Origin of the sequence: Mycolicibacterium vinylchloridicum, from assembly GCF_013404075.1 — a bacterium.
Lineage (GTDB): Bacteria > Actinomycetota > Actinomycetes > Mycobacteriales > Mycobacteriaceae > Mycobacterium > Mycobacterium vinylchloridicum.
The window spans coordinates 1-24,490 of the sequence record NZ_JACBJQ010000034.1 but is presented as its reverse complement, the minus strand read 5'-3'; the positions used below and the strand labels follow the sequence as shown (position 1 = coordinate 24,490).

Below are 24,490 nucleotides of genomic sequence, written 5' to 3'. Positions count from 1 at the left end.
GTGAGCGGGGCCGGCACAACGGTCAGGACCGGTCACGCCGGGTGCGCCAGTCTCCGATCGCCGACAGGCGGCGCCGCTGCTGGACGGCCGCCCCGGCGTCGAGGGGGCGGCCGCGCTCCTCCAGGTAGCCCACGACCCGCTCCCGGTGTTCGACGGGGTTGGCGTCGTCGTATTTGAACTTGGCCTCCACCCGCACCACCGTGAGCCGGACGCCGCGGATACCGGGCAGCATCCGGCCGTACGGGTCCTCTCCGACGGCGACCTCGGCGTGCCGACCCTCAGGCTGGAAGTCGCCGAGCTGGCTCGCCAGGATCTCGACCTTGCCCTGCGGATCATCGACAATCGTTGGACGGCAGACGAATTGGACCGAGGAGTAGTAGCTGGTCGGCACACCGTCCTCGTCGGGGCCGCCGGCTTTGGCCCGCCAGTAGGTGGGGATGTAGGCGTAGTCGCCGATCACGGCCAGCCGCACCTCGGCCGCGGCCTCCAGATGCGGCCAGACCGGGTTGGGCCGGGCCAGATGGATCAGCAGCTCGTCGCCGGCCAGGGTGAAGTGGGTGGGCAGCAGCAACGGAGCCTGGGCCGGATCCACGTTGTTGACCGCGAGCACACCGAACCGGTCGGTGGAAGCCAGCCAGTCGCGCCACTCACCGGCGCTCTGCGCGGCGTCCCAGGGATGGATGAGCATGTCATTCTCCTCGATGGTTATCCGAGCCGGCGATGAGTCGGCGCTCGATGCGGACATCAGGTCCCAACCGGATGAGGTTTGCACTTAAATCGTCTGCGGCAGATATCAATTCGACGTCCGACATCGTCCCGAGAGCATCGAGGATGAAGAGCGCGGTGGTCGTGTCCGCACTCAGTTGGGTACGCCGCGCCTGGCGCCAATTCCACCGGCGGCATGTCACGCCGGCATCGTCGCACCAGACCACCTCGCCAGGCTCCGGATGGTCGATCACAGGTCCGCCATCGGCCACGGTGTCGAACGGTTCAGTCCCCAGCGCCCGCACCAAACGTGGCGTGCCGATGTACCGCGCCAGATCCTCGCCACCCACCGGAAGCTGATGCATGACCGACACCGCGTTGTACAAATCGGTGAGCCGGTTGACCCTCGGCAACCCAGACTCAGCTCGGCGAATCAACGCCTCGACACTGTTGCGAGTGCGTTGTGGCTTTGCGCCGAAACTCCGGTATGCCTCCCGCCATGCGGCGATATGCGGCAGTTCCTCCACCGGCCTGCCGCACAGGCATTCGCGGACAGCAGCTTCAGCGCCCGCCAATAGCGCGTCGCTCGCATCGTCCGTCGGGCCCGGTGACAGCCCGTCGACAGCCAGAAGCAAGGCTCGGTAATCGGGCCGCAGCGTGAACACCGCATCCTCGACGCGAGCACCGGCCAGCGCCTGGCTGAGCGTCGCGTTCTCAGCCATCACGCGCCGCCGGTCTGCGGGGCGCCCGAGCCGACGCCCGGCTCGAAGACAGCCAGGCTGAAGCGCGCCGGCCGCCCGCCCGCATTGACGTAGGAATGGGACACATCGCCGCCGAACGTCATCGCGTCGCCGACGCGAAGGGTCGCCGACTGATCGCCGATCGTGACCGTGATCGAACCCTGCTGGACCTGAATCAGTTCCTTGGTGCCGGGCGTATGGGCATCGCTGACATGCGCGTCACCGGGTGCCAGGGTCCAGTCCCACAATTCGACGACATCGGGAGGCGCCGTACCGGCCACCAGCACGCCTTGGCCGCCATGTTCGCCGCTCCACAGCGTCGCGCCTTCCCCGCGCCGGGTGATCTTCACCGTCGCCACCTGGGGCGGCTCAACCAGCGCAGGCAGGCCGATACCCAGCGCATCACTGAGTCGAAGCAGCGTGCCCACGCTGGGGTTGACCTCGCCCTGTTCGACGCTGACCACCATTCGCCGGCTCACGCCCGCTGTATCGGCCAACTGGTCGAGGGTCCACGCGCGCGACAGGCGCTCGCGCCTCACGCGGGCACCGATCACGGTGGCGAGAGCTGCCGCACTGCCGTCCATGCAGTGCACTATATCGCACTAATAGTGCAATAGTCCTTAGAGCTGCGCGTACACCGTCTTGGTCTGCAGGTAGCTCTCGATACCGGCGCGGCCCCACTCGTAACCCCAACCGGACTGCTTGTAGCCGCCGAACGGCATCGAATGGTCGAAGACCATCTGGCAGTTCAGTGTGACGGTGCCCGACCGGATGCGCTTGGCCAACCGGTGCGCGCGGGAGATATCCTTGGTCCACACCGTGGCGGCCAGGCCGTAGTCGGAGTTGTTGGCCAGCGCAACAACTTCGTCGTCGTCGTCGAACGGCAGAATCGCGACGACGGGCCCGAAGATTTCCTGCTGATACAGCCGCATCCCGGGGTGGACGTCGGTCAGCACGGTCGGGTGAACGAAGTATCCGCGACGATCGAGGCGGTGCCCCCCGGTCACCACCTCGACCCCGTCACGTCTGCCCTCGTCGATGAATCCCATGACTCGACTCAGCTGTTTCTCGCTGATGAGCGGGCCGATGAGTGCGTTTTCGTCCTTCGGGCCACCGAGCTGCACCGAGTCGGCCATGGCCGCCACCGATTGCACGACTTGATCGTAGACCTTGCGGTGCGCGAAAATCCTTGAGCCGCAGATACATCCCTGACCGGAATGGATGAAGATGCCCATCGACGCCATGGTGGTGGCCATCGAAAGGTCGGCGTCTTCGTAGATCAGGACCGGCGATTTCCCGCCGAGCTCCAAAGTGACCCGCTTGAGGTTACTGGCGCCGGCCGCCTGCGCGATGCGCTTACCCACCTCGGTCGAGCCGGTGAACGCGATCTTGTCGACGCCGGGGTGCTCGGCCAACGCCGCACCCGCCGTGTGGCCGTGACCGGTGACCAGAGTGACCACACCGTCCGGAATGCCGCCCTGCTCCAGAATTCGCATCAGCAGCAGCGCCGAAAGCGGCGTCTCCTCAGCGGGTTTGACGACGCTGCTGCAGCCCGCCGCCAGCGACGGGGCAAGCTTGGCACAGAAATTGAAGATCGGCCCGTTCCACGGAAAGATCAGCCCGACTACTCCATAGGGCTCTTTGAGTGTGTAGGCGTGCATGTTGGAGAACGCGCCGGTGATGCCGCCCGTCTGCTGCACATCGTGGGCAATGCCTTCGAGCTTGGTGCACCAGCCGGCGTAGTAGCGAAACATCTCGGCGCACGTCGAGGTGATCATGCGCGCCTGCAGGTACGGCATTCCGGTGTTGAACGAATCGATCTCGGCCAGGTCGATCGCGTGTTCATCGATCAGATCGGCGATCCGCCACAGCACTTTTGCGCGCTCGTTGCCGGGCTTACCCGACCAGACTCCGGATTCGAAGCTGGCCCGGGCGCGCGCAACCGCATCGTCGACGGCTTCGGCTCCGCCGTCGGTGAATTCGGCGATCGGCTCCTCGGTGGCCGGGTTGATGATCTGGATGAGCTCCCCGGCGCCCGGGCGCGCGGCGATGTCGTCCAGGACGGTCTGCAGCGTCATCGGTCTCCTCTGATCTCAGGCGACGGGCGTGTAGGTAAGGTGCAGCTCGCTCAGGCCCCGCAACAGGAATGTCGGCTCATAGCGGTAGCGGCGGTCCCCGGCCGGCCCATGCTGGGTCTCGTCGATGGCGATATCGGTCATGCGGTCCAACAGCCGATTCAGCGTGACCTTCGCTTCGACCCGAGCCAGGGGCGCCCCGGCGCAGGTGTGAATGCCACGACCGAACGTGATGTGCTCGCGAACGTTCTTGCGGTCGACCAGGAATTCGTCGGGCTGCTCAAATTTGCGCGGGTCGCGGTTGGCGGCACCGAGGCACAACATCAGAACCGTGCCGGCCTTGATGTCGACGCCACCCAAGGTGGTGGTCTTGCGCGCCAACCGGAAGTCGACCTTGGTCGGACTCTCGATGCGCAGCGACTCCTCGATGAAGTTACCGATCAGGCTGCGGTCCGCCCGCAGCTTGTCCTGAAGGTCGGGCCGTTCGGCCAGCACGCGCGTCGACGCGCTCAGCAGCTTGACGACGGTCTCCTGCCCCGCTGCGAACAGGAAGGTCGCCGCCCGGACCACGTCGACGACAGCGGGTGTCGTGCCGTCCGGATACGTAGCTGCCGCAAGGGAACTCAGCACATCCTCGCGGGGATGCCGGCGCCTGTTCTCGATGTAGCCGGTGAACTTGCCGTCCAGCCATTCCAGCGGGTTGACCGCGACCGGCGTGTGATCCAGGGCGCCGACCGCGCTTCCCGGCTCCTTGCCCGCACCCAGGCTCTGCCGGAACTCCGCGCGATCCTCGTCCGGTACGCCCAGCAGGTCGGCGATCACCAGCGTCGCGAAGGGCTTGCCGTACTGGCCCAGGAGTTCGCAGCGCCCGTCGGCGATGAATTCGTCGAGCTGGCGATCGGCCAACTCCCACATGAAGTCTTCGTTCTCCTTGAGCCGCGCGGGGGTGAGCAGGCGGCTGAGCAGGGACCGCGCCCGCGTGTGCGCCGGCGGATCCATCACCACCATCATCTCGTTGATGGGAAACAGGTGCCGGTGCTCCTCGATCTGCTCGGAGATGTCGTCGCCCTCGGGGACGAACGGCAGCGGCGGGAACGGCCCGCCGATGGCATTCACGGCCGAAAACGTCTCGTAGTCTTTGAACGCCGCAACGGCTTCGTCGTACCCGGTGACCGCGACGACGCCGTAGTTGGGCTCGCGGAAGACCGGGTTCTGGCCGCGCAGGTAGTCCAGGTACGCGTAGGGGTCCTGGGCGATGTCCTGGTCGGAGAAGTAATCGGCGGTCGCCAAATCGGTCATTCTTGGGGCCCTTTCACGATACTGATGGCTTGGCGCGGACAGGCGGCCACGGCGGCCTCGACCTGCTCGCGCCGCTCGTCGGGGGGCGACTCGAGACAGGTCGCCAGATCGTCGGGTCCGACGTCGAAGACCTCGGCGGCCAACTCGACACACAGGGCATGGCCCTCGCACAGGTCCCGGTCGACCTGCACGCGCCAACGAGCCGCAGTCATCGCGCTCTCCTATCGATTGCTCGGCAAAGTTTGATCGATCGATCAAATTCTGCGTTGGACATACTTAACCACGCCCGGAAATAACCGGTCAAGAGCCGGCCCCGAGGCGGCGCCTAGCCAAGCGAGGAACAGTCTTGAGAGGATGGCCGCCATGGCGTCGACTCCGAAGACCAAAGACAAAGACGCCGGCGCGCGCGAACGCCTGATGGAGGCGACCGCGCAGATCATGCTCGAAGATGGCTACGCCGCCGCGACGTCTCGCCGCGTGGCGGCACGCGCCGGGGTCCGGTCCGCGCTGGTGTACTACTACTTTCCGACGATGGACGATCTGTTCGTCGCGGTGCTGCGGTCCGGCTCCGACGCATCGCTGGCGCGCATGCGTCAGGCGATCACCGCCGATGAACCGTTGCGGGCCTTGTGGTCCATCAACACCGACCCGCGCTGGACGGGTCTGTACACCGAGTTCGTCGCACTGGCCAACCATCGCAAGGCCATCAGCGCCGAGCTCAAGGCCTACGCCGAGCGCGTTCGCGATATCGAAACCGCTGCTGCCACAGTCGCCATGCGCGCGCGCGGGCTGGACCTGACCGAATATCCGCCGGTCGCGATCTCGATGCTCGTTGCACAAATCGCGCGCAGTCTGTGCAACGAGAGCGCCATCGGGATGACCGAAGGCCACGAGGAGATGCGAGAGCTGGTGGAGCGCTTCCTGAATCGGTTCGCGTCCCCCGAGCAGGCGCAAGCTACTTGAGCATGCTTCCGGCATCGACGGTCATCGGAAGGCCGGTGACGTAACGTGACTCATCGGATGCCAGGAACAGCACGGCATTACTGATATCGACCGGCTCGACCCAGCCGACCGGCAGCACGTGCATCATCTGCGCGACCACGGCCATATCCTCGGGGCCCGGGTTCTCCAGATCCGGACGGAACAGCTTCATCGTGCCTTCGTTCATGAACAGCGGCGTGTTCACGTTGGTCGGATGAACCGAGTTCACCCGAATCGAGTGGTGCCCCAGTTCGACGGCGAAGGTTCTCATCAACCCGACCACCCCATGCTTGGCCGCAATGTAGTGGCCGGTATGCGCGTAGGCCTTCAGCCCGCCGACCGAACTGGTCAGGATGATCGACCCGCCGCGTCCCGCAGAGATCAGATGTGGCACAGCAGCTTTGACGGTCTTCCACACGCCGGTGAGGTTGACACCGATCATATCGTCCCAATCCGACTCGCTGACATGATCCAGGGTCTGGCCGCCGTTGCCGATACCTGCGTTTGCCACGATGATGTCGAGGCGGCCCAGTTGCTCGACCCCGCCGTCGGCGGCGGCCTTCAGCGCGTCGTAGTCGCGGACGTCGACCTCGGCGGTCACGACCCTGCGGTTGAGACCCTTGACCAGGTCCGCGGTCTCAGCCAGGTCATCGGGGGTGGGTGCGGGGATGTCGTCATTGCTGCTGATGCGCTTGCAGACATCGACGGCGATGATGTCGGCGCCCTCCTGGGCCAACCGGAGCGCGTGACTGCGGCCCTGGCCGCGGGCGGCACCGGTGATGAAAGCGACCTTGCCTTCGACTCTTCCAGCCATGAAATCCCTCGTCTCGGGAGACCTGACGCGCGTACGGCGCCTGATGACAACGGGTCGATCAACAATTTGATCGATCGATCAATACTGTGGCAGCAGGGCCTGCCCCGTGTCAAGGTCAGCGCATCGCGATACGGATGTTCTTGACTTGGAGGAACTCGTGCAGCCCCTCCAGCCCACCCGTGCGGCCGAAGCCGCTCTGTTTGTAGCCACCATACGGACCCTGCGGCGCCATGTCGCTGAACGTGTTGACCCAGACCGATCCCGACTCCAGTCGCCGTGCGACGCCGTGAGCGCGGCCGAGATCGCGGGTGTGCACAAATGCGTTGAGCCCGTACGCGCTGTCGTTGGCGATCGACACCGCCTCGTCGGCATCGCGGAATCTGATCACCGACACCACCGGGCCGAACGTCTCGATCTGGGCCAGCTCCGAAGCGTTGTCGACATTGCCGAACACCGTCGGCTCGATGTAGTAGCCCGACGCCAGCTCCCCACCGAGACGTCGACCCCCGGTGAGCAACTCTCCGGCCCCGTGTCCGACGGCATCACCAATGGCCGCCAGGATGCGATCGACCGCGCTCTGCGCGATCACCGGTCCGACAGTGACCGCAGGGTCCAGCGGATCGCCGACCCTCGCTTCGGCGATCCGGGCCAGGAATGCGTCGACGAATTCGTCGTAGACGTTGTCCTGCACCAGGATCCGACTGGCACAGGCACAGCTCTGCCCCGACTGCATCAGCGGCCCCTGATGAGCCGCGAGGGTCGCGGCGGTCTGCAGGTCGGCGTCGTCGAACACGACGTTGGCGGACTTGCCGCCCAGCTCCGCCACCACCGGCGTCAGATTCGTTGTGGCCGCCGCGATGACCTTACGGGCGGTGACTCCCCCACCGGTGAAGTGGACCTTGCGGATGCCGGGGTGGCGGGCCAGGGCATCACCACCCTCGGCTCCCGCCGGAACCACGTTCACCAAGCCGGGCGGCAGCCCCGCCGCAACGCACAGTTCGCCGAACCGCAGGGCCGCCAGCGGTGCCAGCTCAGAGGGCTTGAACACGACCGCGTTTCCGGCGGCCAGTGCTGGCGCCACGCATGAGGCCGCCACAGCCAGTGCACCGTTCCACGGTGCGATGACTGCGACGACACCGTAGGGCTCGCGTTCGATCAGATTGAGGTCGAACGAGCCGTTGACCGGCGTGCTGGCGCCGTGTGGCTTGTCGACGTAGCCGGCGTAGTGGCGCAGGAATCGTTCGAGCAGCAGGGCGGTTCCGGCGTAGGAGATCGGTACGGCATAGTCGTGGACATTGAGTTCGGCGAGTTCGGCGAGATGCTCGTGCACCAGGTCGGCCAGGTCGATGAGCAGGTCTCGGCGGCGGTCCACGGTCAACGACATCCAGGCCTGGTGCGCCTGCCAGCCGCTGGCCACCGCACGATCGATCTCCTGCGGGCCGGCCAGCGAGACAACGACATTCGGCTGCCCGCTGGCGGGATAGATGTGGTCGTGGCTTCCCGCCGACGATTGTGCGATCCGCTCACCACCGATCAGCAGACCGGCCGGTGGGATCACGAGTCGCCCGTTTCGGTGCGCCACTCCTCGAGCACGCGTTGTTGTTGCTCGGCGATGACCTGATTGAGATGCGACGCCTTGGGCCAGCCGTAGTAGGCCGCGAAATGCAATGCCAATTCTTCCATCTCGTCGAAGGAGACGTCGCGGCTCTTCAGCGCGGCATACACGTGACTGATGATCGGGATCAGCGTGTCCTGGAACGCCACGCACGCCACCGTGATGAGCCGGCGTTCCTTCATGCCCAGGCCGGGGCGAAGCCACATCTCACCGAAGACGAAGTTCAGGATTCCGGCGCCGGAGTAGGGGTTGTCCCGGATCGGGGCATACGGGATGCAGTTGATGTCCTTGAACGACTGCTCGCCGACCAGCAGCCGGCCCTCCGGGTCGCTCGGCGTGATCAATGGCAGTAGCGGCTCCGGTTCTGGTGGACTCTGCCCGCGGTCGCTATGGATCCGTTCCCATTGTTCGTCGACGAGCATGTTGAACCACGACGCTTTGGGCCACCCCGCGTACACCGCGAAATGCAGTACCGTCTCTCGCATCTCGGTGATGGACACATCACCACTGTTGAGAGCGGCATACACATGGTCGCGCAGCGGTCCCTCGGCGTCGGCCGCCGCCACGCACGCCAGGGTGACGAACCGCCGGTCGCGACGGCTCAGCGCCGGACGCGACCAGATCTCGCCGTACACGAACTCGATCAGGCCCCTGCCCGCCGGCGTGTCATCCTGCGGCGCGGGAAACGTCATCACATCGGCGAACGCCTGCCTGCCCCGTTCGCGGCGGTCGCTCTCGATCGCGGTCATCGGATGGTGACGCCCGCGTCGACCTTGAGTTCGGTGCCTGTCACGTAGCGGGATTCGTCGGAGATCAGGTAGAGCACCGCATTGCTGATGTCGACCGCATCGACCATCACGACGGGCAGCGCGTTGAGGAAGATCGGCACGAGATCAGGCCGGCCCTCACCGAGCACTTTGTGCAACGACTCGGGCCGCATGCCCGTCTCGACACCGGTCGGGTGTACCGTGTTGACCCGAACATTCACCGCGCCAAGCTCATTGGCCAGCGCTCGACTCAGCCCGACGACACCGTGTTTGGCCGCCGTGTAGGGCAGATGCAGCGGCGTGCCCTTCAGTCCGGCCGCCGAGCTGATGTTGACCAGGCTCCCGCCGTGGGTGACGAGGTGCGGCAGGGCCGCGGCGCAGGTGTTCCACGTGCCAATAAGATTGACGTCCAACACTGTTCGCCACTGCTCGGGGGTCGTGGCGTCCCACGCCCCCACCGTGAGTACCCCCGCATTGGACACGGCCGCATCCAGGCCGCCGAGTTGCTCGACGCCATAGTTCACCGCCTCGGCCAGGGCTGTGGCGTCGCGGACGTCCACGACATACCTCACCGCGCGCCGGCCGTGCTTTTCCACCAGGGCGACCGTCTCGTCGAGCTCTTCGCGCGTCGCCAGCGGATACTCCACCTCCGGCAGCGATTCGCAGATGTCCACCAGGATCAGGTCGGCGCCTTCTTCGGCCAGCCGCACGGCGTGGCTACGGCCCATACCCCGGGCGGCCCCGGTGATCAGGACCCGCTTGCCGGCCACTCGCCCCGTCGGTTGCGTCATGTCTCTCCTAGAGCTTGTTGCAGAAGCCGGCGTCGACCGGGAACGTCACCCCGGTGACGAATCTGGCTTCGTCGCTGACCAGATATGCGATCGCGGCGCTGATGTCCTCGGGTTCGAGCATGTCGACCGGCATCGGGTTCTGCAGGTGCGGACCGCCGCCGGGATAGTTCTCCAGGAAGGCGACCATCGCGGGGTTGACGGCCATCATGGTGCGCACTGCTGTCGGGTGCACGGTGTTGACCCGAATGCTCTCCGAGGCAAGCGCATTCGCCAGCGTCCGCATCAAGCCGACCAGGCCGTGTTTGGACGCCGCGTAGCCCAGCCCGCCGCCTTGCAGCCCGCCGAATCCGCGCAGCCCCGCCGTCGAGCTGGTGAAGACGATCGACCCGCCGCGTCCGCCGGCGATCAGGTGCGGGATCGCGGCCTTGGCGGTGTGGAATGCGCCGACGAGGTTCACGCCCAGGACGTCGTTCCACTGCTCGAGCTCTTCGTCGATCGTCAGCTCGCGGAAGGCCATGGCGGCGATGCCGGCGTTGGCACACACGATGTCGAGACGGCCAAAGTGCTCGACCCCGCTGTCCAGAGCGGCCTTCACCGCGTGGAAGTCACGGACATCGGCGACCGAGGCCACCATCTTGCCGCCCTTGGCCTCCACGAGTTCGACGGTTTCGTCCAGCTCGGCACGGCTGGCCATCGGATAACCGTTGGAGGCGATGTCCGCGCAGATGTCCACCCCGATGATGTCGGCGCCGGCGGCGGCCAGCCGAACGGCGTGACTTCGGCCCTGACCGCGCGCAACTCCGGTGATGAACGCGACCTTGCCGTCCAGAGAGCCCATGTGTCCCGCCTTCGCCTGCGTGCAGTAACCGTGTTACTGAGGTACAGTAACCGCGTTACTCACCGAGGGCAAGGGCATTCGTGGACAACGTCGAGACGACAACCGGTACCGCGGTCGACTCCCGCGATCGGATCTTGGACATCGTCGTCGACATCCTGGAAAGCGAGGGCTACGACGCGGTTCAGCTGCGCGAAGTCGCCCGGCGGTCGCGCACGTCGCTGGCCACGATCTACAAGCGGTACCCCACCCGGGACCACCTGATCCTCGCCGCGCTCGAGTCCTGGATGGACGAGCACCGCTATGCGGGCCTTTCACGTCAACACCATGCGCCCGACGAGTCGGTCTACGACGGGTTGATGCGCCTCTTCGGCACCATCTTCGAGCCGTGGGAGCGGCACCCCGAAATGCTCAAGGCCTACTACCGCTCGCGGTCGTCCACCGGACGCGAACTTGTCTTGAACCGTGGCCTCGACATGGTCATCCCCGCCGCGATGGAGGTGCTCGACGGCGTCGACGAGAACTTCGTCGCCGACCTCGACACCGTATTGGCCACCTTGGTGTTCGGATTGTCGGGCCGCTTCGCCGCCGGCGAGATCGCCATCACCGACATCCTGCCCACCATCGAACGCACGGTCCGGTGGTTCACGACCGGCTATGAGGCGACCCGAGGGTAGCCCGGAGCGGGGCCGCTACCGTCTTGGCTATGGATTCCTTCAAGGCACTGCTAGCCCGCCAAGACGGCGACAAGGTCACCGCTTCGATCGAGACGCTCGACGCCGCTGAACTTCCGCCGGGCGATGTCACGATTCGCGTGGCCTATTCCAGCGTCAACTACAAGGACGCTCTCGCACTGACCCCGCGCGGCGGTGTCGTTCGGGACTATCCGATCGTGCCCGGCATCGATCTCACCGGCGAGGTGGTGGAGTCTCGGTCTCCGGAATTCGCTGTGGGAGAACAGGTTCTGGCGCACGGCTACGCGATTGGCACCGGCCACCACGGCGGCTACGCCGAGTACATCCGGCTGCCCGCCGAACACGTCGTCGCGCTGGGCTCGCTGACCCCGCGCGAAGGCGCGGCGATCGGGACCGCCGGCTTCACCGCCGCGATGAGCGTCGAAGCGCTGATCTCCCATGGCATCACGCCGCAGGACGGTCCGATTGTGGTGACGGGAGCGACCGGCGGGGTCGGATCGGTCAGCGTCGACATCCTCGCCGCGGCCGGCTACGAGGTGGTGGCCTCCACCGGCAAGGCCGAAGCCGCGCAGCATCTCAGAGTCCTCGGGGCCGCCGACGTCATCGGCCGCCTGCCCGAGGATCCCGACGCCACACCGCGCCCGCTGGGCAAGACGCGCTGGGCCGGTGCGGTGGACTGCGTCGGCGGGGCCACGCTGGCCGACGTCATCAGCACGCTGAAGTACGGCGGGGCCGTGGCGGCCAGCGGGCTGACCGGCGGCCCTGGTCTCAGTACGACGGTGATGCCGTTCATCCTGCGGGGTGTCTCGCTGCTGGGCATCGACTCGGTGCAGTTGCCGATCGCCCCGCGCCGCGCGCTGTGGGAGCGCCTGGGTGGCCGGCTGAAGCCACGCCACCTCGACGACGTCACCCACGAGGTCGATGTCAAGGATGTGCTCGCGGTGATCGACCAGGTGCGGGCGGGCAAGTACTCGGGCCGCGCGGTGGTGCGAGTCGCCGGCGGGTTCTGAGCACAACAACAAAGCGGGCCACCGGTTTTCACCGGTGGCCCGCTTTGTTGACTGCTACGTCAGGACTGCGGAGTGGCTCCCAGGTGGCTGATGAGATCGGGCTTCATCGCCTGAAGCTCGCGACCCCAGTAGGCCCAGTTGTGGGTGCCGTTGTTGGGGAAGTTGAACACACCGTTCTTACCGCCTGCGGCAATGTAGTTGTCGCGGAAGGTCTCGTTGGTGCGAATGGTCAGACCCTCGAGGAAGGTGGCAGGCAGGTCGCCACCACCGAGCTCGTTGGGCTGGCCGTTTCCGCAGTAGATCCAGATGCGGGTTCCGTTGGCGACGATCGTAGGAATCTGCACCATCGGGTCGTTGCGCTTCCAGCCGCTGTTCGGGTCCTGCGTCGGGCCCCACATGTCGTTGGCCTTGAAGCCGCCGGCGTCACCCATGGACAGGTTGATCAGGAACGGCCACGAACCCTCGGACGGGTTGAGGAAGCCGGACATCGAACCGGCGTAGATGAACTGCTGCGGGTGGTACACCGACAGGATCAGCGAGGCCGAGCCGGCCATCGACAGACCGATCGCCGCGCTGCCGGTGGGCTTGACGTCCCGGTTGGCGGACAGCCACTGCGGCAGCTCGCTCGTCAGGAAGGTCTCCCACTTGTAGGTCTGGCAACCGGTCTTGCTGCACGCCGGCGAGTACCAGTCGGCGTAGAAGCTCGACTGTCCGCCGACCGGCATGATGATCGACAGACCGGACTGGTAGTACCACTCGAAGGCCTGGGTGTTGATGTCCCAGCCGTTGAAGTCGTCCTGGGCACGCAGACCGTCGAGCAGGTAGACCGCAGGAGAGTTCGGGCCGCCGCTCTGGAACTGGATCTTGATGTCGTGGCCCATCGAGGGCGACGGAACCATCAGGTACTCCACGGGCAGGCCTGGGCGCGAGAACGCGCCCGCCGTCGCGGTACCGCCGACCAAGCCGATCAGGCCCGGAAGGGCCGCCGTCACGACTGCGGCGACCGCGAATCGGCGCGACCATCCGCGCACCTTGTCGAACAAGGAAGTCACAAATCCACCCAGCTTTCTATGGACCCCGGTAGTCGGATTGCAGAGTTGAGTAAAACATGTCGTCTCGAACCTGTGAAAGTCCGCCACGTTACACCTTGGTGCTTCAGGCCTTGTCAGTGGGCGGAAGGAAAACTAATGTCACTTTTAGTTTTCGCCCGCCAGTACCTCGATGCTGATCTTGGGAGATGTCATGGAATCCTTCACTCACCTGCGTAAAGGCACGACCCCACGGCGCCTGCACGCTGACCTCGACGGCCTCAAGGACGACGAGCTGGGCCGGGGTGGATTCACCGGCCGGACCGCCAACATCTATCGGCGCAACGATCCGACCACATTTCGGGCCACCGGCCCGTTGCGGCCGCTCGACGTGCTGTCCAGTGAGCTCAAACCAGGTGATCTGACCGACCCCGCCGGGGCGCCTCTGTTGCTGTTCTCCAACCCCGATTGCCGCATCTCACTGAGCCGGCGCGAGGCCGCCATGCCGTTCTATGCCCGTTATGTCGACGGCGACCTGCTCTGCTTCGTCCATCAGGGCACCGGACGCCTGGAAACCGAGTTCGGCCCACTCTCCTACCGCACCGGGGACTGGATCTACCTCCCGAAGGCCTGCACGTGGCGGCAGACGCCTTCCTCGGGGCTGGAGCGTAGCGACTCGGGGACAAACCCAGCGGAGAGCACCTGGCTGATGATCGAGGCCACCGACGAGTTCCGGGTGCCCCCGGCCGGCCCGCTCGGGCGCCACTGGCCCTTCGACCCGTCCCAGGCCGTGATCCCCGAACCGGAGCCGACGGCCGACGGCGAAGGCCCGCACAACGACGGCGAATATGAGGTGCGGTTGTATCACCGGCCGATCGACGGCGTCGAGACGACGACTTTGATCTACCCGCACAATCCGATCGACGTCGAGGGCTGGCGGGGCGACAACTATGCGTTCACCTTCAATGTGGCCGACTACAACGTGATCACATCCGACAGCGTGCACCTGCCGCCGATGGTCCACCTCTTCATGGAGGCCACCGGCGTCTATGTCTGCAACTTCCTGCCCAAGCCGGCCGAATCCGTTCCGGGGACCGAACGCACGCCCTGGTATCACCGCAACGTCGACTTCGACGAGATCGCGTTCTTCCACGGCGGATCCCTCTACGGCATCCCGATGCCGCCGGGGCTGATCAGTCATGCGCCGCAGGGCGTGCACCATGGTGCACCCGAGAAGGCGCGTGAACGGGCCAGGCGCAAGTTCGACGACTTCAGCAGCGTTGATTGGCAGGTGATCGCCGTCGACACCCGAAGGAGACTGGTGCCCTCACCGGAGGTTCTGGCCAATGATCTGGGGCAGCACTGATGGTCACCCCAGTCAAGCGGGCCTACGAGCGTATTCCGTATCTTATTGCCTACCAGAACAATTCGGCTGTTCGTGACGTGTACGGCGGGGTAGCCGAGCTGGTCGTGCTGGAAAGCTACCTGCTCAAGCCGACCACCCCGTCAGACACCGTGCTGGTGTTCATGCACCCGATCGGCGGCGGCGCCTACCTGCCGATGATCAACGCACTGGCGCGGGCGGGTCATCACGTCATCTACTGCAACAGCCGCTTCCGCGGCACCGACTCCGCACTGCTGATGGAGAAGGTGGTCGAGGATCTCGGCGAATGCATCAAGGACGCCAAGAACCGGCTGGGCTACGCCAAGGTGGTGCTGGCCGGCTGGAGCGGGGGCGGGTCGTTGTCGGTGTTCTACCAGCAGCAGGCGCAGCACCCGACGATCACCGCCAGCCCGTCGGGCGACGGTCCCGATCTGACCAAACTCGGTCTGCTGCCCGCCGACGGCATCATGTTGCTGGCCGCCCACATCAGCAGGCACGGCACGATGACCGAGTGGATGGACGCCTCGATCCTGGACGAGAACGACCCGACCAAGCGGGATCCCGAACTCGACCTGTACAACCCGGACAACCCCAACCAGCCGCCTTACACGAGCGAGTTCCTGGCGCGCTACCACGAGGCGCAGATCGCCCGCAACCGGCGGATCACCAAGTGGGTCAAGGAGAAACTGGCCGAACTTAGGGCGAACGGCCGACCCGACGACGAGTTCTGTTTCGTCGTGCACGGCACCATGGCCGACCCGCGCTGGCTCGACCCGACCGTCGACCCCAACGAACGCGCCCCCGGCACCTGCTACCTCGGTGACCCGCAGGTGGTCAACATGAGCCCGGTCGGACTGGCAAGGTTCTGCACGCTGCGCAGCTGGCTGTCACAGTGGAGCTATGACGACGCCAACGGTGACGCCGTGAAGGCGGGCCCGGACATCGCCGTGCCCGCGCTGGTGATCGGCAACCTCGCCGATGACGCCTGCACACCCAGTCACACCCGCCGGCTGTACGAGGCGGTCGGGCATCCCGACAAGGAGATGCACGAGATCCCCGGCGCCAACCACTACTACTCCGGGCCCGATCAGAAAGAGACGCTGCGCCAAGCGGTCGGCATCGTCACCGACTGGCTGGTTCGGCACGACTTCGCGAAGGCGGATTGAGGTGACCCCCACCGGGCCTCTCGACGGCATTCGGGTGATCGAGGTCGGCACGCTGATCTCGGGACCGTTCGCCGGCCGTCTGCTGGGCGATATGGGCGCCGAGGTGATCAAGATCGAGCCGCCCGGCGCTCCCGACCCGCTGCGCACCTGGGGGCAGGCCGAACTCGACGGTCACCACTTCTTCTGGACGGTGCACGCGCGCAACAAGAAAGCCGTCACCCTCAACCTGCGGGAATCTCGCGGCCGCGACCTGTTCCTCGATCTGGTCGAGAAGTCCGACATCATCGTCGAGAACTTCCGGCCCGGCACACTGGAGAAGTGGGGCCTCGGTTACGACGTTCTGCGCGAACGCAATCGGGGGATCATCCTGGTCCGGGTCTCCGGCTACGGCCAGACCGGCCCGGAGGCCAAGAAGGCCGGCTACGCCTCGGTCGCCGAAGCGGCCAGCGGCCTGCGACACATGAACGGCTTTCCCGGCGGGCCCCCGCCCCGTCTGGCTCTCTCGCTCGGCGACAGCCTGGCCGGCATGTTCGCCGCCCAGGGCGCACTGGCCGCGCTGTACCGCCGCACCGTCACCGGCGAGGGCCAGATCGTCGACGCCGCCCTGACCGAATCCTGTCTGGCAGTACAGGAGTCGACGATCCCCGATTACGACGTCGGCGGTGTGGTCCGCGGGCCGTCGGGCACCCGGCTGGAAGGGATCGCCCCGTCCAATATCTATCGCAGCGCCGACGGCAGTTGGGTGGTGATCGCCGCCAACCAGGACACCGTGTTCCGGCGGCTGTGCGCGGCGATGGATCAACCCGAGCTGGCCGATGACGACCGATTCGTCAATCATGTTGCGCGCGGCCGCAATCAGGACGAGTTGGACAAGATCATCGGCGACTGGGCCGCGGCTCGCGAGCCCGCCGATATCATCGAGACCCTCAGCGCGGCTGGTGTCATCAGCGGGCCGATCAACACCGTCGCCGAGGTCGTCACCGATCCGCAGCTGGTGTCGCGCGGGATGATCGCCGATCACTGGGATGAGCGCATCGGCCGCAACGTCAAGGGACCGGGCGTGGTGCCGGTGCTGTCCGAGTCGCCGGGAACCATCCGGTCGGCGGGATCGTCGCGGCCCGGTCAGCACAACGACGAGATCTACGGCCAGCTGCTGGGCCTGCCGGCTGAGGAGATCGCCGACCTCGAGTCCAAGGGGGTGCTATGAGCGAGCTGGGAGAACACGTAACGGTCCGCGAAGTCGCCCTGCGCGACGGCCTGCAGATCGAGGAGCCAATTCCGTTGTCGGCCAAGCTGGAACTACTGGCCGCCATCGCCGCCACCGGAGTCCGCGAAGTGGAGGCGACGGCGTTCGTCTCCCCGTCGAAGGTTCCCGCCCTGGCCGACGCACCCGAGTTCGCCGCCCACCTCGGCGACTATCCCGACATCGAATTCTCCGCGCTGGTCGCCAGTCCCAACGGCGCCAAGCGCGCCATCGCCGCGGGGCTGCATTCCCTCGAATACGTCGTGTCGGCCGCCGACGCTCACAGCCGGGCCAACGTCGGACGCAGCAGTGCGGAGGCCACCGCGCAGATCGCCGAGATCGTCGCCATCGCCCACGACTCCGGTGTCAGCGTCGAGGTCATCATCGCTACCGCCTGGGATTGCCCCTTCGACGGCCCGACCCCGCCGCAACGGGTGCTCGACATCGTCGACGCCGCATGCGAATTCGGCGCGGACCGGCTGGCGATCGCCGACACCATCGGCACCACCACGCCTGGTCGGGTCACTTCCCTGGTGAACCAGGTGAAGCCCCGCATCGGCGACCTGCCGCTGGGCGCGCATTTCCACAACACCCGCGGCTCCGGGCTGGCCAGCGCCTACGCCGCGGTGGCCGCCGGGGTGACGCGGCTCGACTCGTCGGTCGGCGGCCTTGGTGGTTGCCCGTTCGCACCCGGCGCCAGCGGCAACATCGCCACCGAGGATCTGGTGTACCTGTTGCGCGACAGCGGAATCGGTGTCGATGTCGATCTGGACGCGGCGATCCGCGCCGCCGGCGTCGCCAGGGCGGTGGTCGGTCACGAGCTGCCCAGTGCGTTGCTGCGGGCCGGCGACCGGCTCCTGAACTAGTCAGGCGTCGTGGACTCGACTCGGGTTGATCGGTGGTTGTGGGCGGTCCGGCTGACGAAGACCCGGCCGGACGCCGCAGCGGCCTGCCGCGGCGGCCACGTCCGCGTCAACGACCGACTGGCCAAGCCCTCGACGACAATCTCCCCCGGCGACGAGGTGCGGGCCCGAGTGGGTGACACGACGCGCGTCGTCGAGGTGGTGCGGGTGATAGCGAAGCGGGTTGGCGCGGCCGACGCCGGCACGTGCTATCTGGACCACACACCCAAGCCGCCCAGCGTTCCAGCCGTGCCGGTGGCCGCCCGCGACCGCGGCGCGGGCCGGCCGACCAAGCGCGAACGACGGGCTCTGGAGAAATGGCGCGCGAGCCAGCGGTGAGCTGACGACCGCCTACTTCTTCAGCGTGAACTGGCAGACGTCGGTGTAACGGTTGCGGAACAGGTCCGCGCACCCGGTCAGGTACTTCATGTAGCGGTCGTAGACCTCTTCGGACTGGATCGCGATCGCCTCATCCCGGCGCGCCTCGAGCGCGGCCGCCCACAGGTCGAGGGTCTTCGCATAATGCTGCTCCAGCGATTGGACGAGATCGGTTGTGAAGCCGGCCTTTCCGGACAACTCCTTGACGATCTCACGGGTCGGCAGGTGGCCGCCGGGGAAGATCTCCACCGAGATGAACTTGAAGAACCGCAGCAGGCTCATCGTGATCGGCAGCCCACGCGCCTCCATCTCGGACCGCGGGATCTGCATGATCGAGTGCAGCATCATCAAGCCGTCGTCGGGCAGGACGTCATAGGCGAAGTCGAAGAACGCGTTGTAGCGGTCCGCCCCGAAGTGTTCGAACGCGCCGATCGACACGATGCGGTCCACTGGCTCGCTGAACTGCTCCCAGCCCCCGAGCAGGACACAGCGGGTCCGCTTGGTGTCCATCTCGGCGAAAGCGCGTTCCGCATTCGCCTGCTGGTTGCGGCTCAGCGTCAGCCCGATGACGTTGACGTCGTACTTCTCGATCGCCCGGCGCATCGTGGCGCCCCAGCCGCAGCCGACGTCAAGCAAGGTCATGCCGGGCTGCAGGCCCAGCTTGCCCAGCGACAAATCGATCTTCGCGAGCTGGGCTTCGTGGAGCGTCATATTGTCGCGCTCGAAAAACGCACAGCTGTACGTCTGCGTCGGATCCAGGAACAGCCGGAAGAATTCGTCGGACAGGTCGTAGTGCGACTGAACGTCCTCGAAGTGCGGCTTGAGGGCAAATGTGTTGCTCGGTGCTGGTAGCAAGGGAAGGCCTTCGACGTTGGGCTGTGTAGTGCGTAGCTCCTACTGCTCAAGAGCCGCCCCGACCTTGGTCAAGAATACCCACCGTTGTTGTGAGCCATTGCCAGACTGCGTAAAGGCAGGTCAGGACGAATTCCCGACACCGGCGAGCTCTTGCCAACCACCAGAACGAAAAGTAACGTTAGCTTTAGTTTTGCACCGGCGAGCACGGGGGCCAGCCATGGAACCGTCTAACCGTCCGCAGAAGGCGGACGGGGCCGGCGACGGCCCGCGCACACTGAGCTCCAAAGGTCGGCAGACCCGCCGGGCCATCGAGGACGCGGCACGGAAACTGTTCGCCGAACGGGGCTTTCACGGCACCACCCTTGGTGACATCACCTCGGCGGCCGGCCGGTCACCAGCGGTGTTCTACCGGTACTTCGACGACAAAGAGGATCTGTTGGCGGCGCTGGCCGACTCGTTTCTCCACGAGGTCGTACTGCCGTCGGGCCTGCGGCTCCATCTGCCCGAATCCCCGGACGACAGCCGGTTTTTCGTCACCGTCGTCACCGCCTATTGGGACATGTTCAAGCAGAGCATCGGGATCATGGTCGCCGTGGATCAGCTCGCCAACACCCAGCCCCGCTTCGCCGCGCTGCAGAATCAGTTCCGCCAGTTCGGCATCGACATCGTCTCCGCCTCGGTGTTACGCGCCCAGGAACACGGATACGCGGCCGGCCTGCAGCCCGAACACACCGCGCTGGCGATCGCGCTGCTTTTCGAGCAGTTCACCACGGTGTGCCTACGTCCCGACAGCGCCGGCCTCGGTCTGCGACTGTCGGACGCCGAGGCCATCACAACCCTGTCCACCATCTGGAAGAAAACGCTCTACGGTTTCTGACCCACAAGGAGATCAACGTGGATTTCACTCTGCCCGAACACCTTCCGGCAGTTCTGGCCGAAATGGATGCGTTCATCGAGGCCGAGATCAAACCGCTCGAACGAGAACACATGCAGTACTTCGATCAGCGCCGCGAGTTCGCCCGCACCGACGTGGAGAACGGTGGTATCCCGCGCCGGGAATGGGAGGATCTGCTCGACGAGATGCGCCGCCGTGCCGATGCGGCCGGTTGGCTGCGCTATGGACTGCCCTCGAAGTTCGGCGGGCGCGACGGCACGAATGTGGACATGGCCGTCATCCGGGAGCACTTGGCGCACAAGGGCCTTGGCCTGCACAACGACCTGCAGGACGAGTCGTCGATCGTCGGCAATTTCCCGCAGGTCATCATGATGGACCGGTTCGGCACCGAGGAGCAGAAGAGCGAGTGGATCGAGGCGATGCTGACCGGTCAGCGGTCGATGGCGTTCGGCCTCACCGAACCCGACCACGGCTCGGACGCGACGTGGCTGGAAACCCGCGCCGAACGCGATGGTGACGACTGGGTGATCAACGGGTCCAAGCGCTGGAACACCGGCGTGCACCGCGCCACCCACGACCTGGTGTTCGCTCGCACCTCGGGTGAGCCTGGCCAGGCCCGCGGCATCACCGCGTTCCTGGTCCCCTGCAACGCCCCCGGCTTCGAGGTGCCGTTCTACTGGTGGACGTTCAACATGCCCACCGATCATGGCGAGGTCGAACTGCGGGATGTGCGGGTGCCCGCCGACGCGGTGCTCGGTGAGCTCGACCACGGACTGGAAGTCGCGCAGACGTTCCTGCACGAGAACAGGATTCGGCAGGCTGCCAGCAGCCTGGGGGCGGCCCAGCACTGTATCGACCGCGCGGTGGAGTACGCCGGTAAGCGGGTGACGTTCGGAAAGCCGCTGGCGGTCAATCAGGCGGTGCAGTGGCCGTTGGTGGAGCTGCAGACCGAAGCGCAGATGGTTCGGCTGCTGGTCCGCTACGCCGCCTGGGAGCTGGACCGCAACCACCATCTCGAGGTGTCCGACAAGGTGTCGATGGCGAACTACCGCGCCAATCGCCTGGTCTGCGAGGCGGCCGACCGGGCCATGCAGGTTCACGGCGGCATCGGCTACAGCCGCCACGAGCCCTTCGAACACATCTATCGCCATCACCGCCGCTACCGGATCACCGAGGGTGCCGAGGAGATCCAGATGCGCAGGGTCGCACAGCGGATGTTCAAGTTCGGCAAGCCGGCCCGCTGACGTGGCCGCCGAGTCACTGTCGGTGAATCTGGCCGGGGTGCTGCGCCCCATCCTCGGCACGGCCACCGAGATCGACAACCTCCGGGCGCTGACCGGTGGGGCCAGCCGCACCACGTGGGCCTTCGACGCGGTGACCGGATCCCAGCGGCGCGCGCTGATCCTGCGTACCGGGCCGCCGGACGACGTGCACGCCGGGATGGAGCTGGAGGCCGCGGTCCAGGTGGCGGCCGCGGCGGCGGGCGCCCCGGTTCCCGAGATCCTGATCGCCTCCGACTCTGTTGAGGCGCTGGGCAACCCGTTTCTGATCTGCGGCGAGATCCCCGGCGAGACCATCGTCCGGCGCATTCAACGTCAACTCGACGACGTCGGCCGCGCCAAGCTCTTGGGCCAATGCGCCCAGGCGTTGGCCGCCATCCATCGCGGCGCTGTCGACGCTCCGGGGCTGACCGCGCAAGACGACGTGGCACAGTGGCGGCTGCGTCTCGACGAAATGGGTGATACGACAGCAACATTCGAGTGGGCGTTCCGGTGGCTTGCGGAACACCGGCCACCACCGTCACCGCGGCGGCTGGTCCACGGCGATTTCCGGATGGGCAACCTGATCGTCGACGGGTCGGAGCTGGCCGCTGTGCTGGACTGGGAACTGGTCCACATCGGCGAGATCTATGAAGACCTCGCCTGGTTCTGCATCAGGGCCTGGCGGTTCGGCGCCCCGGCCGGTATGGCCGCTGGGGGGCTGGGCGGCATCGACGATTTCATCGCAGCCTACGAGCACGCCGGTGGTGCCACCGTCGACCGCGCGGCACTGCGCTGGTGGCTCGTGGTCGCCACGCTGCGCTGGGGGGTGATCTGCCGCTTCCAGGCCGAACGCCACCTGTCCGGCCAGTCCCGATCGGTGGAACTCGCCGCGATCGGACGCCGAGTCTGCGAAACCGAATGGGACCTGCTGGACCTGCTGGAGGGTGTGTCATGACCGCGCTGAACGGCCGGCCCACCGCCGCCGAACTGGTCGCCGCAGTCGCCGAGTTCCTCGAAGGCGACGTCCGGGCCAACACCAGCGGCTCGGTCAACTTCCACGCGCTCGTCGCCGCCAACGTGTTGCGCACCGTCGAACGCGAACTGCTCGACACAACCTCGGCCGACGCGGTGGCGGCACTCGAAAAACTCGGCTACGCGTGCGAAGACACACTCGCTGCCGCGATCCGCGCCGGCGACCTCGACGTTCGCGGCACCGAGCTCATGGCAACCCTGCGAACACTGGTCGCCCACCGGCTGGCCATCTCCCATCCCGGCTACGACCGCCCCGAAGGAGCGCCGCGCTGATGCCCACCCACGACCAGATCATCGAAGCTGCCGATCAATTGTTCGCGGCCATCTCGGACGGCGACATCGACACGGTGACAGCGCTGTGGTCCGACGACGTCACCGTGTGGCACTCGGGCGATGAGCGCGACAACGACAAGGCGCGTGCCCTCAAAGTGATCCGGTGGTACGTCGGCACCACTACCTACCGGCATTACGAAGTGCTCGACCGGCAGGTGTTCGACGGCGGCTTCGTCCAGCAGCACCTTCTTCATTCCACGACCACCGGCGGCGAAAACATCACAACGCGGGTATGCCTGGTGGTGAAGTTGGGAGAAGACGGCCTCATCCGGCGGATCGACGAATACTTCGATCCCGCCGAATTGGGCCCACTGCTGGGCTGACGGAAGGCGACCACATGTCCGAGCTGAACGCGATCCTCGTCGCCCCTGACACGGCCGGACGTTGGGAACTGGTGCCGGCCAAGTCCTCGCTGCGGTTCAAGAACAAGACCTTCTGGGGCCTGGCCACCGTCGCCGGCGACTTCACCGACGTACGCGGTGCCGGCGAGATCGGCGCAAACGGCGCGGTCTCCGGCGGGCTCGACATCCAGGCGTCGTCACTGAAGACCGGAATCAGGAAACGTGACGAGCACCTGCGCTCGGCCGACTTCTTCGACGTCGACGCGCACCCGGTCATCCACGTCGAGGTGACGGATGTGCAGCCCACCGGCGCGAACACCGCCGCCGTGCAGGCCACCCTGACGGTGCGAGGCAACACCCAACCGCTGCCGCTGTCGGCCACCGTCGCCGTGCTGGGCGACCGCACGGTGCAACTCACCGCGCAGACGACGATCGACCGCACCGCGCTGGGCGTCAGCGGCAACATGGTCGGCATGATGCCCGCGACCACCACCCTGCTGGCGGACGTCGCCTTTGCCAAGGCTGAGTAGAAGCTGCCGAACGCCCTAGGCGGCAGGCATTTTCGCAGTAGCATCGGCGGCGTGTCTCGTCCCGCTGCACAACCGCTTCACGTTCTGGTGTACAGCAGCAATGCCCGCACCCGGGAACAGGTGCGCCTGGCACTCGGCAAGCGCGTCCACCCCGAACTGCCGGAGCTGACCTACACCGACGTCGCCACCGGCCCGATGGTGATTCAGCTGATGGACGCCGGCGGATTCGATCTGGTCATCCTCGACGGCGAGGCCGCACCGGTCGGCGGGATGGGCATTGCCAAACAGCTCAAGGACGAGATCGACGACTGCCCGCCGGTGCTGGTCCTGACCGGCCGGCCGGATGACGCATGGCTGGCCAACTGGTCGCGCGCGGAGGCGGCGGTGCCGCACCCGATCGATCCGATCCGCCTTGGCGACGCGGTCGTCGATTTGCTGCGCACCCCAGTGCAGTGAACTAAACGCCAAATACGCTGTCGCCCTTGCCCTCTCGGCGGGAGATGGGCCGCGCTCAGCTATTGAAGCCATCCTAACGAAATCGCGACAGCGAGTCTCAAGATCGCTAGGCTGTGTTGTAGCTCACATCTCCAGCCCAGCGAGGAGTGACACAGCCATATGAGTCTCTACACACCCATCTTGGTGTTGGGGGTTATTGCCGCGGCGTTTGCGATCGTGTCGGTGGTGATCGCGTTGGTGGTCGGTCCGCGGCGTTTCAACCGGGCCAAGCTCGAGGCGTATGAGTGCGGTATTGAGCCGGTGGTCGGGGAGGCGGCTGGTCAGCGGTTCCCGATCAAGTATTACCTGACGGCGATGT

The 24,490-nt window shown here is 66.2% G+C and carries 29 protein-coding genes; 16 read left to right on the top strand and 13 right to left on the bottom strand.

Annotation, left to right across the window (positions count from 1 at the left end):
- Positions 1–22 precede the first annotated feature (22 nt).
- Genes HPC46_RS23855 through HPC46_RS23830 form a run of 6 tightly spaced genes read right to left on the bottom strand, consistent with a single transcriptional unit; the run spans position 23 to position 5,031 of the window.
- Positions 23–688 carry an FMN-binding negative transcriptional regulator gene (locus tag HPC46_RS23855; RefSeq protein WP_179474549.1) on the bottom strand — a complete coding sequence of 222 codons (666 nt, stop codon included), beginning with the start codon at positions 686–688 and terminating at the stop codon, positions 23–25.
- Position 689: 1 nt separating this feature from the next.
- A complete protein-coding gene (locus HPC46_RS23850; protein ID WP_218894587.1) occupies positions 690–1,370 on the bottom strand; it encodes a B3/B4 domain-containing protein in 681 nt (226 codons plus the stop codon).
- Between the two features lie 56 nt (positions 1,371–1,426).
- Complete coding sequence (locus HPC46_RS23845) at positions 1,427–2,029, bottom strand: helix-turn-helix domain-containing protein (protein WP_179474545.1); 603 nt, start codon at positions 2,027–2,029, stop codon at positions 1,427–1,429.
- A 36-nt stretch (positions 2,030–2,065) separates the two neighbouring features.
- Positions 2,066–3,523 carry an aldehyde dehydrogenase family protein gene (locus tag HPC46_RS23840; protein ID WP_179474543.1) on the bottom strand — a complete coding sequence of 486 codons (1,458 nt, stop codon included), beginning with the start codon at positions 3,521–3,523 and terminating at the stop codon, positions 2,066–2,068.
- A 15-nt stretch (positions 3,524–3,538) separates the two neighbouring features.
- Positions 3,539–4,819 (bottom strand): cytochrome P450, encoded by a 1,281-nt coding sequence (locus tag HPC46_RS23835; protein ID WP_179474541.1) that lies wholly within the window; start codon positions 4,817–4,819, stop codon positions 3,539–3,541.
- Positions 4,816–5,031: a ferredoxin gene (locus HPC46_RS23830; RefSeq protein ID WP_179474539.1), complete on the bottom strand. Its 216-nt coding sequence runs from the start codon at positions 5,029–5,031 to the stop codon at positions 4,816–4,818. Before HPC46_RS23830 ends, HPC46_RS23835 begins: the two co-directional genes overlap by 4 nt.
- A gap of 151 nt (positions 5,032–5,182) precedes the next feature.
- On the opposite strand from HPC46_RS23830, the gene HPC46_RS23825 reads away from it, so the two are divergent.
- Entirely contained in the window at positions 5,183–5,782 is a 600-nt protein-coding gene (locus HPC46_RS23825) for a TetR/AcrR family transcriptional regulator (RefSeq protein WP_179474537.1), read from the top strand.
- Here HPC46_RS23825 and HPC46_RS23820 read toward each other — a convergent pair.
- The 5 genes from HPC46_RS23820 to HPC46_RS23800 all read right to left on the bottom strand — a co-directional run bounded on the left by HPC46_RS23820 (position 5,775) and on the right by HPC46_RS23800 (position 10,625).
- Positions 5,775–6,614 (bottom strand): mycofactocin-coupled SDR family oxidoreductase, encoded by an 840-nt coding sequence (locus tag HPC46_RS23820; RefSeq protein ID WP_179474535.1) that lies wholly within the window; start codon positions 6,612–6,614, stop codon positions 5,775–5,777. The two genes, HPC46_RS23825 and HPC46_RS23820, sit on opposite strands and share 8 nt — an antisense overlap.
- Positions 6,615–6,729: 115 nt before the next feature.
- Complete coding sequence (locus HPC46_RS23815) at positions 6,730–8,172, bottom strand: aldehyde dehydrogenase family protein (protein WP_179474533.1); 1,443 nt, start codon at positions 8,170–8,172, stop codon at positions 6,730–6,732.
- Positions 8,169–8,978: a carboxymuconolactone decarboxylase family protein gene (locus tag HPC46_RS23810; protein WP_179474531.1), complete on the bottom strand. Its 810-nt coding sequence runs from the start codon at positions 8,976–8,978 to the stop codon at positions 8,169–8,171. Before HPC46_RS23810 ends, HPC46_RS23815 begins: the two co-directional genes overlap by 4 nt.
- Entirely contained in the window at positions 8,975–9,787 is an 813-nt protein-coding gene (locus HPC46_RS23805) for a mycofactocin-coupled SDR family oxidoreductase (protein WP_179474529.1), read from the bottom strand. The genes HPC46_RS23810 and HPC46_RS23805 overlap by 4 nt, the downstream gene beginning before the upstream one ends.
- A 7-nt stretch (positions 9,788–9,794) precedes the next feature.
- Positions 9,795–10,625, bottom strand: a complete 831-nt coding sequence (locus HPC46_RS23800; RefSeq protein WP_179474527.1) for a mycofactocin-coupled SDR family oxidoreductase — start codon at positions 10,623–10,625, stop codon at positions 9,795–9,797.
- Positions 10,626–10,705: 80 nt separating this feature from the next.
- On the opposite strand from HPC46_RS23800, the gene HPC46_RS23795 reads away from it, so the two are divergent.
- Both HPC46_RS23795 and HPC46_RS23790 read left to right on the top strand, forming a co-directional pair.
- Positions 10,706–11,299, top strand: coding sequence for a TetR/AcrR family transcriptional regulator (locus HPC46_RS23795; RefSeq protein WP_179474525.1), 594 nt, complete (start codon positions 10,706–10,708; stop codon positions 11,297–11,299).
- A 29-nt stretch (positions 11,300–11,328) separates the two neighbouring features.
- Entirely contained in the window at positions 11,329–12,327 is a 999-nt protein-coding gene (locus HPC46_RS23790; protein ID WP_179474523.1) for an oxidoreductase, read from the top strand.
- A gap of 59 nt (positions 12,328–12,386) precedes the next feature.
- Here the strand turns inward: HPC46_RS23790 and HPC46_RS23785 are convergent, their stop codons facing one another.
- Entirely contained in the window at positions 12,387–13,379 is a 993-nt protein-coding gene (locus tag HPC46_RS23785; protein ID WP_179474521.1) for an esterase family protein, read from the bottom strand.
- Positions 13,380–13,569: 190 nt separating this feature from the next.
- On the opposite strand from HPC46_RS23785, the gene HPC46_RS23780 reads away from it, so the two are divergent.
- From HPC46_RS23780 to HPC46_RS23760, 5 genes are read left to right on the top strand one after another with little or no spacing between them, the layout of a single operon-like run.
- Positions 13,570–14,721, top strand: a complete 1,152-nt coding sequence (locus HPC46_RS23780; protein WP_179474519.1) for a homogentisate 1,2-dioxygenase — start codon at positions 13,570–13,572, stop codon at positions 14,719–14,721.
- On the top strand, positions 14,721–15,905 hold the full coding sequence (locus HPC46_RS23775) for an alpha/beta hydrolase family protein (RefSeq protein ID WP_179474517.1): 1,185 nt from the start codon (positions 14,721–14,723) through the stop codon (positions 15,903–15,905). The genes HPC46_RS23780 and HPC46_RS23775 overlap by 1 nt, the downstream gene beginning before the upstream one ends.
- A 1-nt stretch (position 15,906) precedes the next feature.
- Positions 15,907–17,112: a CaiB/BaiF CoA transferase family protein gene (locus HPC46_RS23770; RefSeq protein WP_179474515.1), complete on the top strand. Its 1,206-nt coding sequence runs from the start codon at positions 15,907–15,909 to the stop codon at positions 17,110–17,112.
- A complete protein-coding gene (locus tag HPC46_RS23765) occupies positions 17,109–18,014 on the top strand; it encodes a hydroxymethylglutaryl-CoA lyase (protein WP_179474513.1) in 906 nt (301 codons plus the stop codon). The genes HPC46_RS23770 and HPC46_RS23765 overlap by 4 nt, the downstream gene beginning before the upstream one ends.
- A gap of 9 nt (positions 18,015–18,023) precedes the next feature.
- Positions 18,024–18,389: an Hsp15 family ribosome-associated heat shock protein gene (locus tag HPC46_RS23760; protein WP_179474511.1), complete on the top strand. Its 366-nt coding sequence runs from the start codon at positions 18,024–18,026 to the stop codon at positions 18,387–18,389.
- A 12-nt stretch (positions 18,390–18,401) separates the two neighbouring features.
- Here the strand turns inward: HPC46_RS23760 and HPC46_RS23755 are convergent, their stop codons facing one another.
- Entirely contained in the window at positions 18,402–19,283 is an 882-nt protein-coding gene (locus HPC46_RS23755; protein WP_179474509.1) for a cyclopropane mycolic acid synthase family methyltransferase, read from the bottom strand.
- A gap of 217 nt (positions 19,284–19,500) precedes the next feature.
- On the opposite strand from HPC46_RS23755, the gene HPC46_RS23750 reads away from it, so the two are divergent.
- The 8 genes from HPC46_RS23750 to ndhC all read left to right on the top strand — a co-directional run.
- Positions 19,501–20,160 carry a TetR/AcrR family transcriptional regulator gene (locus HPC46_RS23750; protein WP_179474507.1) on the top strand — a complete coding sequence of 220 codons (660 nt, stop codon included), beginning with the start codon at positions 19,501–19,503 and terminating at the stop codon, positions 20,158–20,160.
- A 17-nt stretch (positions 20,161–20,177) separates the two neighbouring features.
- Positions 20,178–21,422, top strand: coding sequence for an acyl-CoA dehydrogenase family protein (locus tag HPC46_RS23745; protein ID WP_179474505.1), 1,245 nt, complete (start codon positions 20,178–20,180; stop codon positions 21,420–21,422).
- A gap of 1 nt (position 21,423) precedes the next feature.
- Positions 21,424–22,395 (top strand): phosphotransferase family protein, encoded by a 972-nt coding sequence (locus tag HPC46_RS23740; protein ID WP_325096747.1) that lies wholly within the window; start codon positions 21,424–21,426, stop codon positions 22,393–22,395.
- Positions 22,392–22,745 carry a DUF6285 domain-containing protein gene (locus tag HPC46_RS35110; protein ID WP_233716607.1) on the top strand — a complete coding sequence of 118 codons (354 nt, stop codon included), beginning with the start codon at positions 22,392–22,394 and terminating at the stop codon, positions 22,743–22,745. The genes HPC46_RS23740 and HPC46_RS35110 overlap by 4 nt, the downstream gene beginning before the upstream one ends.
- Positions 22,745–23,128, top strand: coding sequence for a nuclear transport factor 2 family protein (locus tag HPC46_RS23735; RefSeq protein WP_179474503.1), 384 nt, complete (start codon positions 22,745–22,747; stop codon positions 23,126–23,128). The genes HPC46_RS35110 and HPC46_RS23735 overlap by 1 nt, the downstream gene beginning before the upstream one ends.
- A 14-nt stretch (positions 23,129–23,142) precedes the next feature.
- Positions 23,143–23,676 carry a YceI family protein gene (locus HPC46_RS23730; protein WP_179474501.1) on the top strand — a complete coding sequence of 178 codons (534 nt, stop codon included), beginning with the start codon at positions 23,143–23,145 and terminating at the stop codon, positions 23,674–23,676.
- Between the two features lie 51 nt (positions 23,677–23,727).
- The gene (locus HPC46_RS23725) at positions 23,728–24,132 is read left to right on the top strand and encodes an Rv3143 family two-component system response regulator (RefSeq protein WP_179474499.1); all 405 of its coding nucleotides are present in this window, start codon (positions 23,728–23,730) and stop codon (positions 24,130–24,132) included.
- Between the two features lie 159 nt (positions 24,133–24,291).
- On the top strand, positions 24,292–24,490 hold a 199-nt coding region (gene ndhC / locus HPC46_RS23720; protein WP_179474497.1), incomplete at its 3' end, for an NADH-quinone oxidoreductase subunit A.

Bases quoted from the DNA above. Each gene is read 5' to 3' on its own strand.
- HPC46_RS23855 (WP_179474549.1), bottom strand. From the start codon at position 688: ATGCTCATCCATCCCTGGGACGCCGCGCAGAGCGCCGGTGAGTGGCGC.
- HPC46_RS23845 (WP_179474545.1), bottom strand. From the start codon at position 2,029: ATGGACGGCAGTGCGGCAGCTCTCGCCACCGTGATCGGTGCCCGCGTG.
- HPC46_RS23840 (WP_179474543.1), bottom strand. From the start codon at position 3,523: ATGACGCTGCAGACCGTCCTGGACGACATCGCCGCGCGCCCGGGCGCC.
- HPC46_RS23835 (WP_179474541.1), bottom strand. From the start codon at position 4,819: ATGACCGATTTGGCGACCGCCGATTACTTCTCCGACCAGGACATCGCC.
- HPC46_RS23830 (WP_179474539.1), bottom strand. From the start codon at position 5,031: ATGACTGCGGCTCGTTGGCGCGTGCAGGTCGACCGGGACCTGTGCGAG.
- HPC46_RS23825 (WP_179474537.1), top strand. From the start codon at position 5,183: ATGGCGTCGACTCCGAAGACCAAAGACAAAGACGCCGGCGCGCGCGAA.
- HPC46_RS23820 (WP_179474535.1), bottom strand. From the start codon at position 6,614: ATGGCTGGAAGAGTCGAAGGCAAGGTCGCTTTCATCACCGGTGCCGCC.
- HPC46_RS23810 (WP_179474531.1), bottom strand. From the start codon at position 8,978: ATGACCGCGATCGAGAGCGACCGCCGCGAACGGGGCAGGCAGGCGTTC.
- HPC46_RS23805 (WP_179474529.1), bottom strand. From the start codon at position 9,787: ATGACGCAACCGACGGGGCGAGTGGCCGGCAAGCGGGTCCTGATCACC.
- HPC46_RS23800 (WP_179474527.1), bottom strand. From the start codon at position 10,625: ATGGGCTCTCTGGACGGCAAGGTCGCGTTCATCACCGGAGTTGCGCGC.
- HPC46_RS23790 (WP_179474523.1), top strand. From the start codon at position 11,329: ATGGATTCCTTCAAGGCACTGCTAGCCCGCCAAGACGGCGACAAGGTC.
- HPC46_RS23780 (WP_179474519.1), top strand. From the start codon at position 13,570: ATGGAATCCTTCACTCACCTGCGTAAAGGCACGACCCCACGGCGCCTG.
- HPC46_RS23775 (WP_179474517.1), top strand. From the start codon at position 14,721: ATGGTCACCCCAGTCAAGCGGGCCTACGAGCGTATTCCGTATCTTATT.
- HPC46_RS23765 (WP_179474513.1), top strand. From the start codon at position 17,109: ATGAGCGAGCTGGGAGAACACGTAACGGTCCGCGAAGTCGCCCTGCGC.
- HPC46_RS23750 (WP_179474507.1), top strand. From the start codon at position 19,501: ATGGAACCGTCTAACCGTCCGCAGAAGGCGGACGGGGCCGGCGACGGC.
- HPC46_RS35110 (WP_233716607.1), top strand. From the start codon at position 22,392: ATGACCGCGCTGAACGGCCGGCCCACCGCCGCCGAACTGGTCGCCGCA.
- HPC46_RS23735 (WP_179474503.1), top strand. From the start codon at position 22,745: ATGCCCACCCACGACCAGATCATCGAAGCTGCCGATCAATTGTTCGCG.
- HPC46_RS23730 (WP_179474501.1), top strand. From the start codon at position 23,143: ATGTCCGAGCTGAACGCGATCCTCGTCGCCCCTGACACGGCCGGACGT.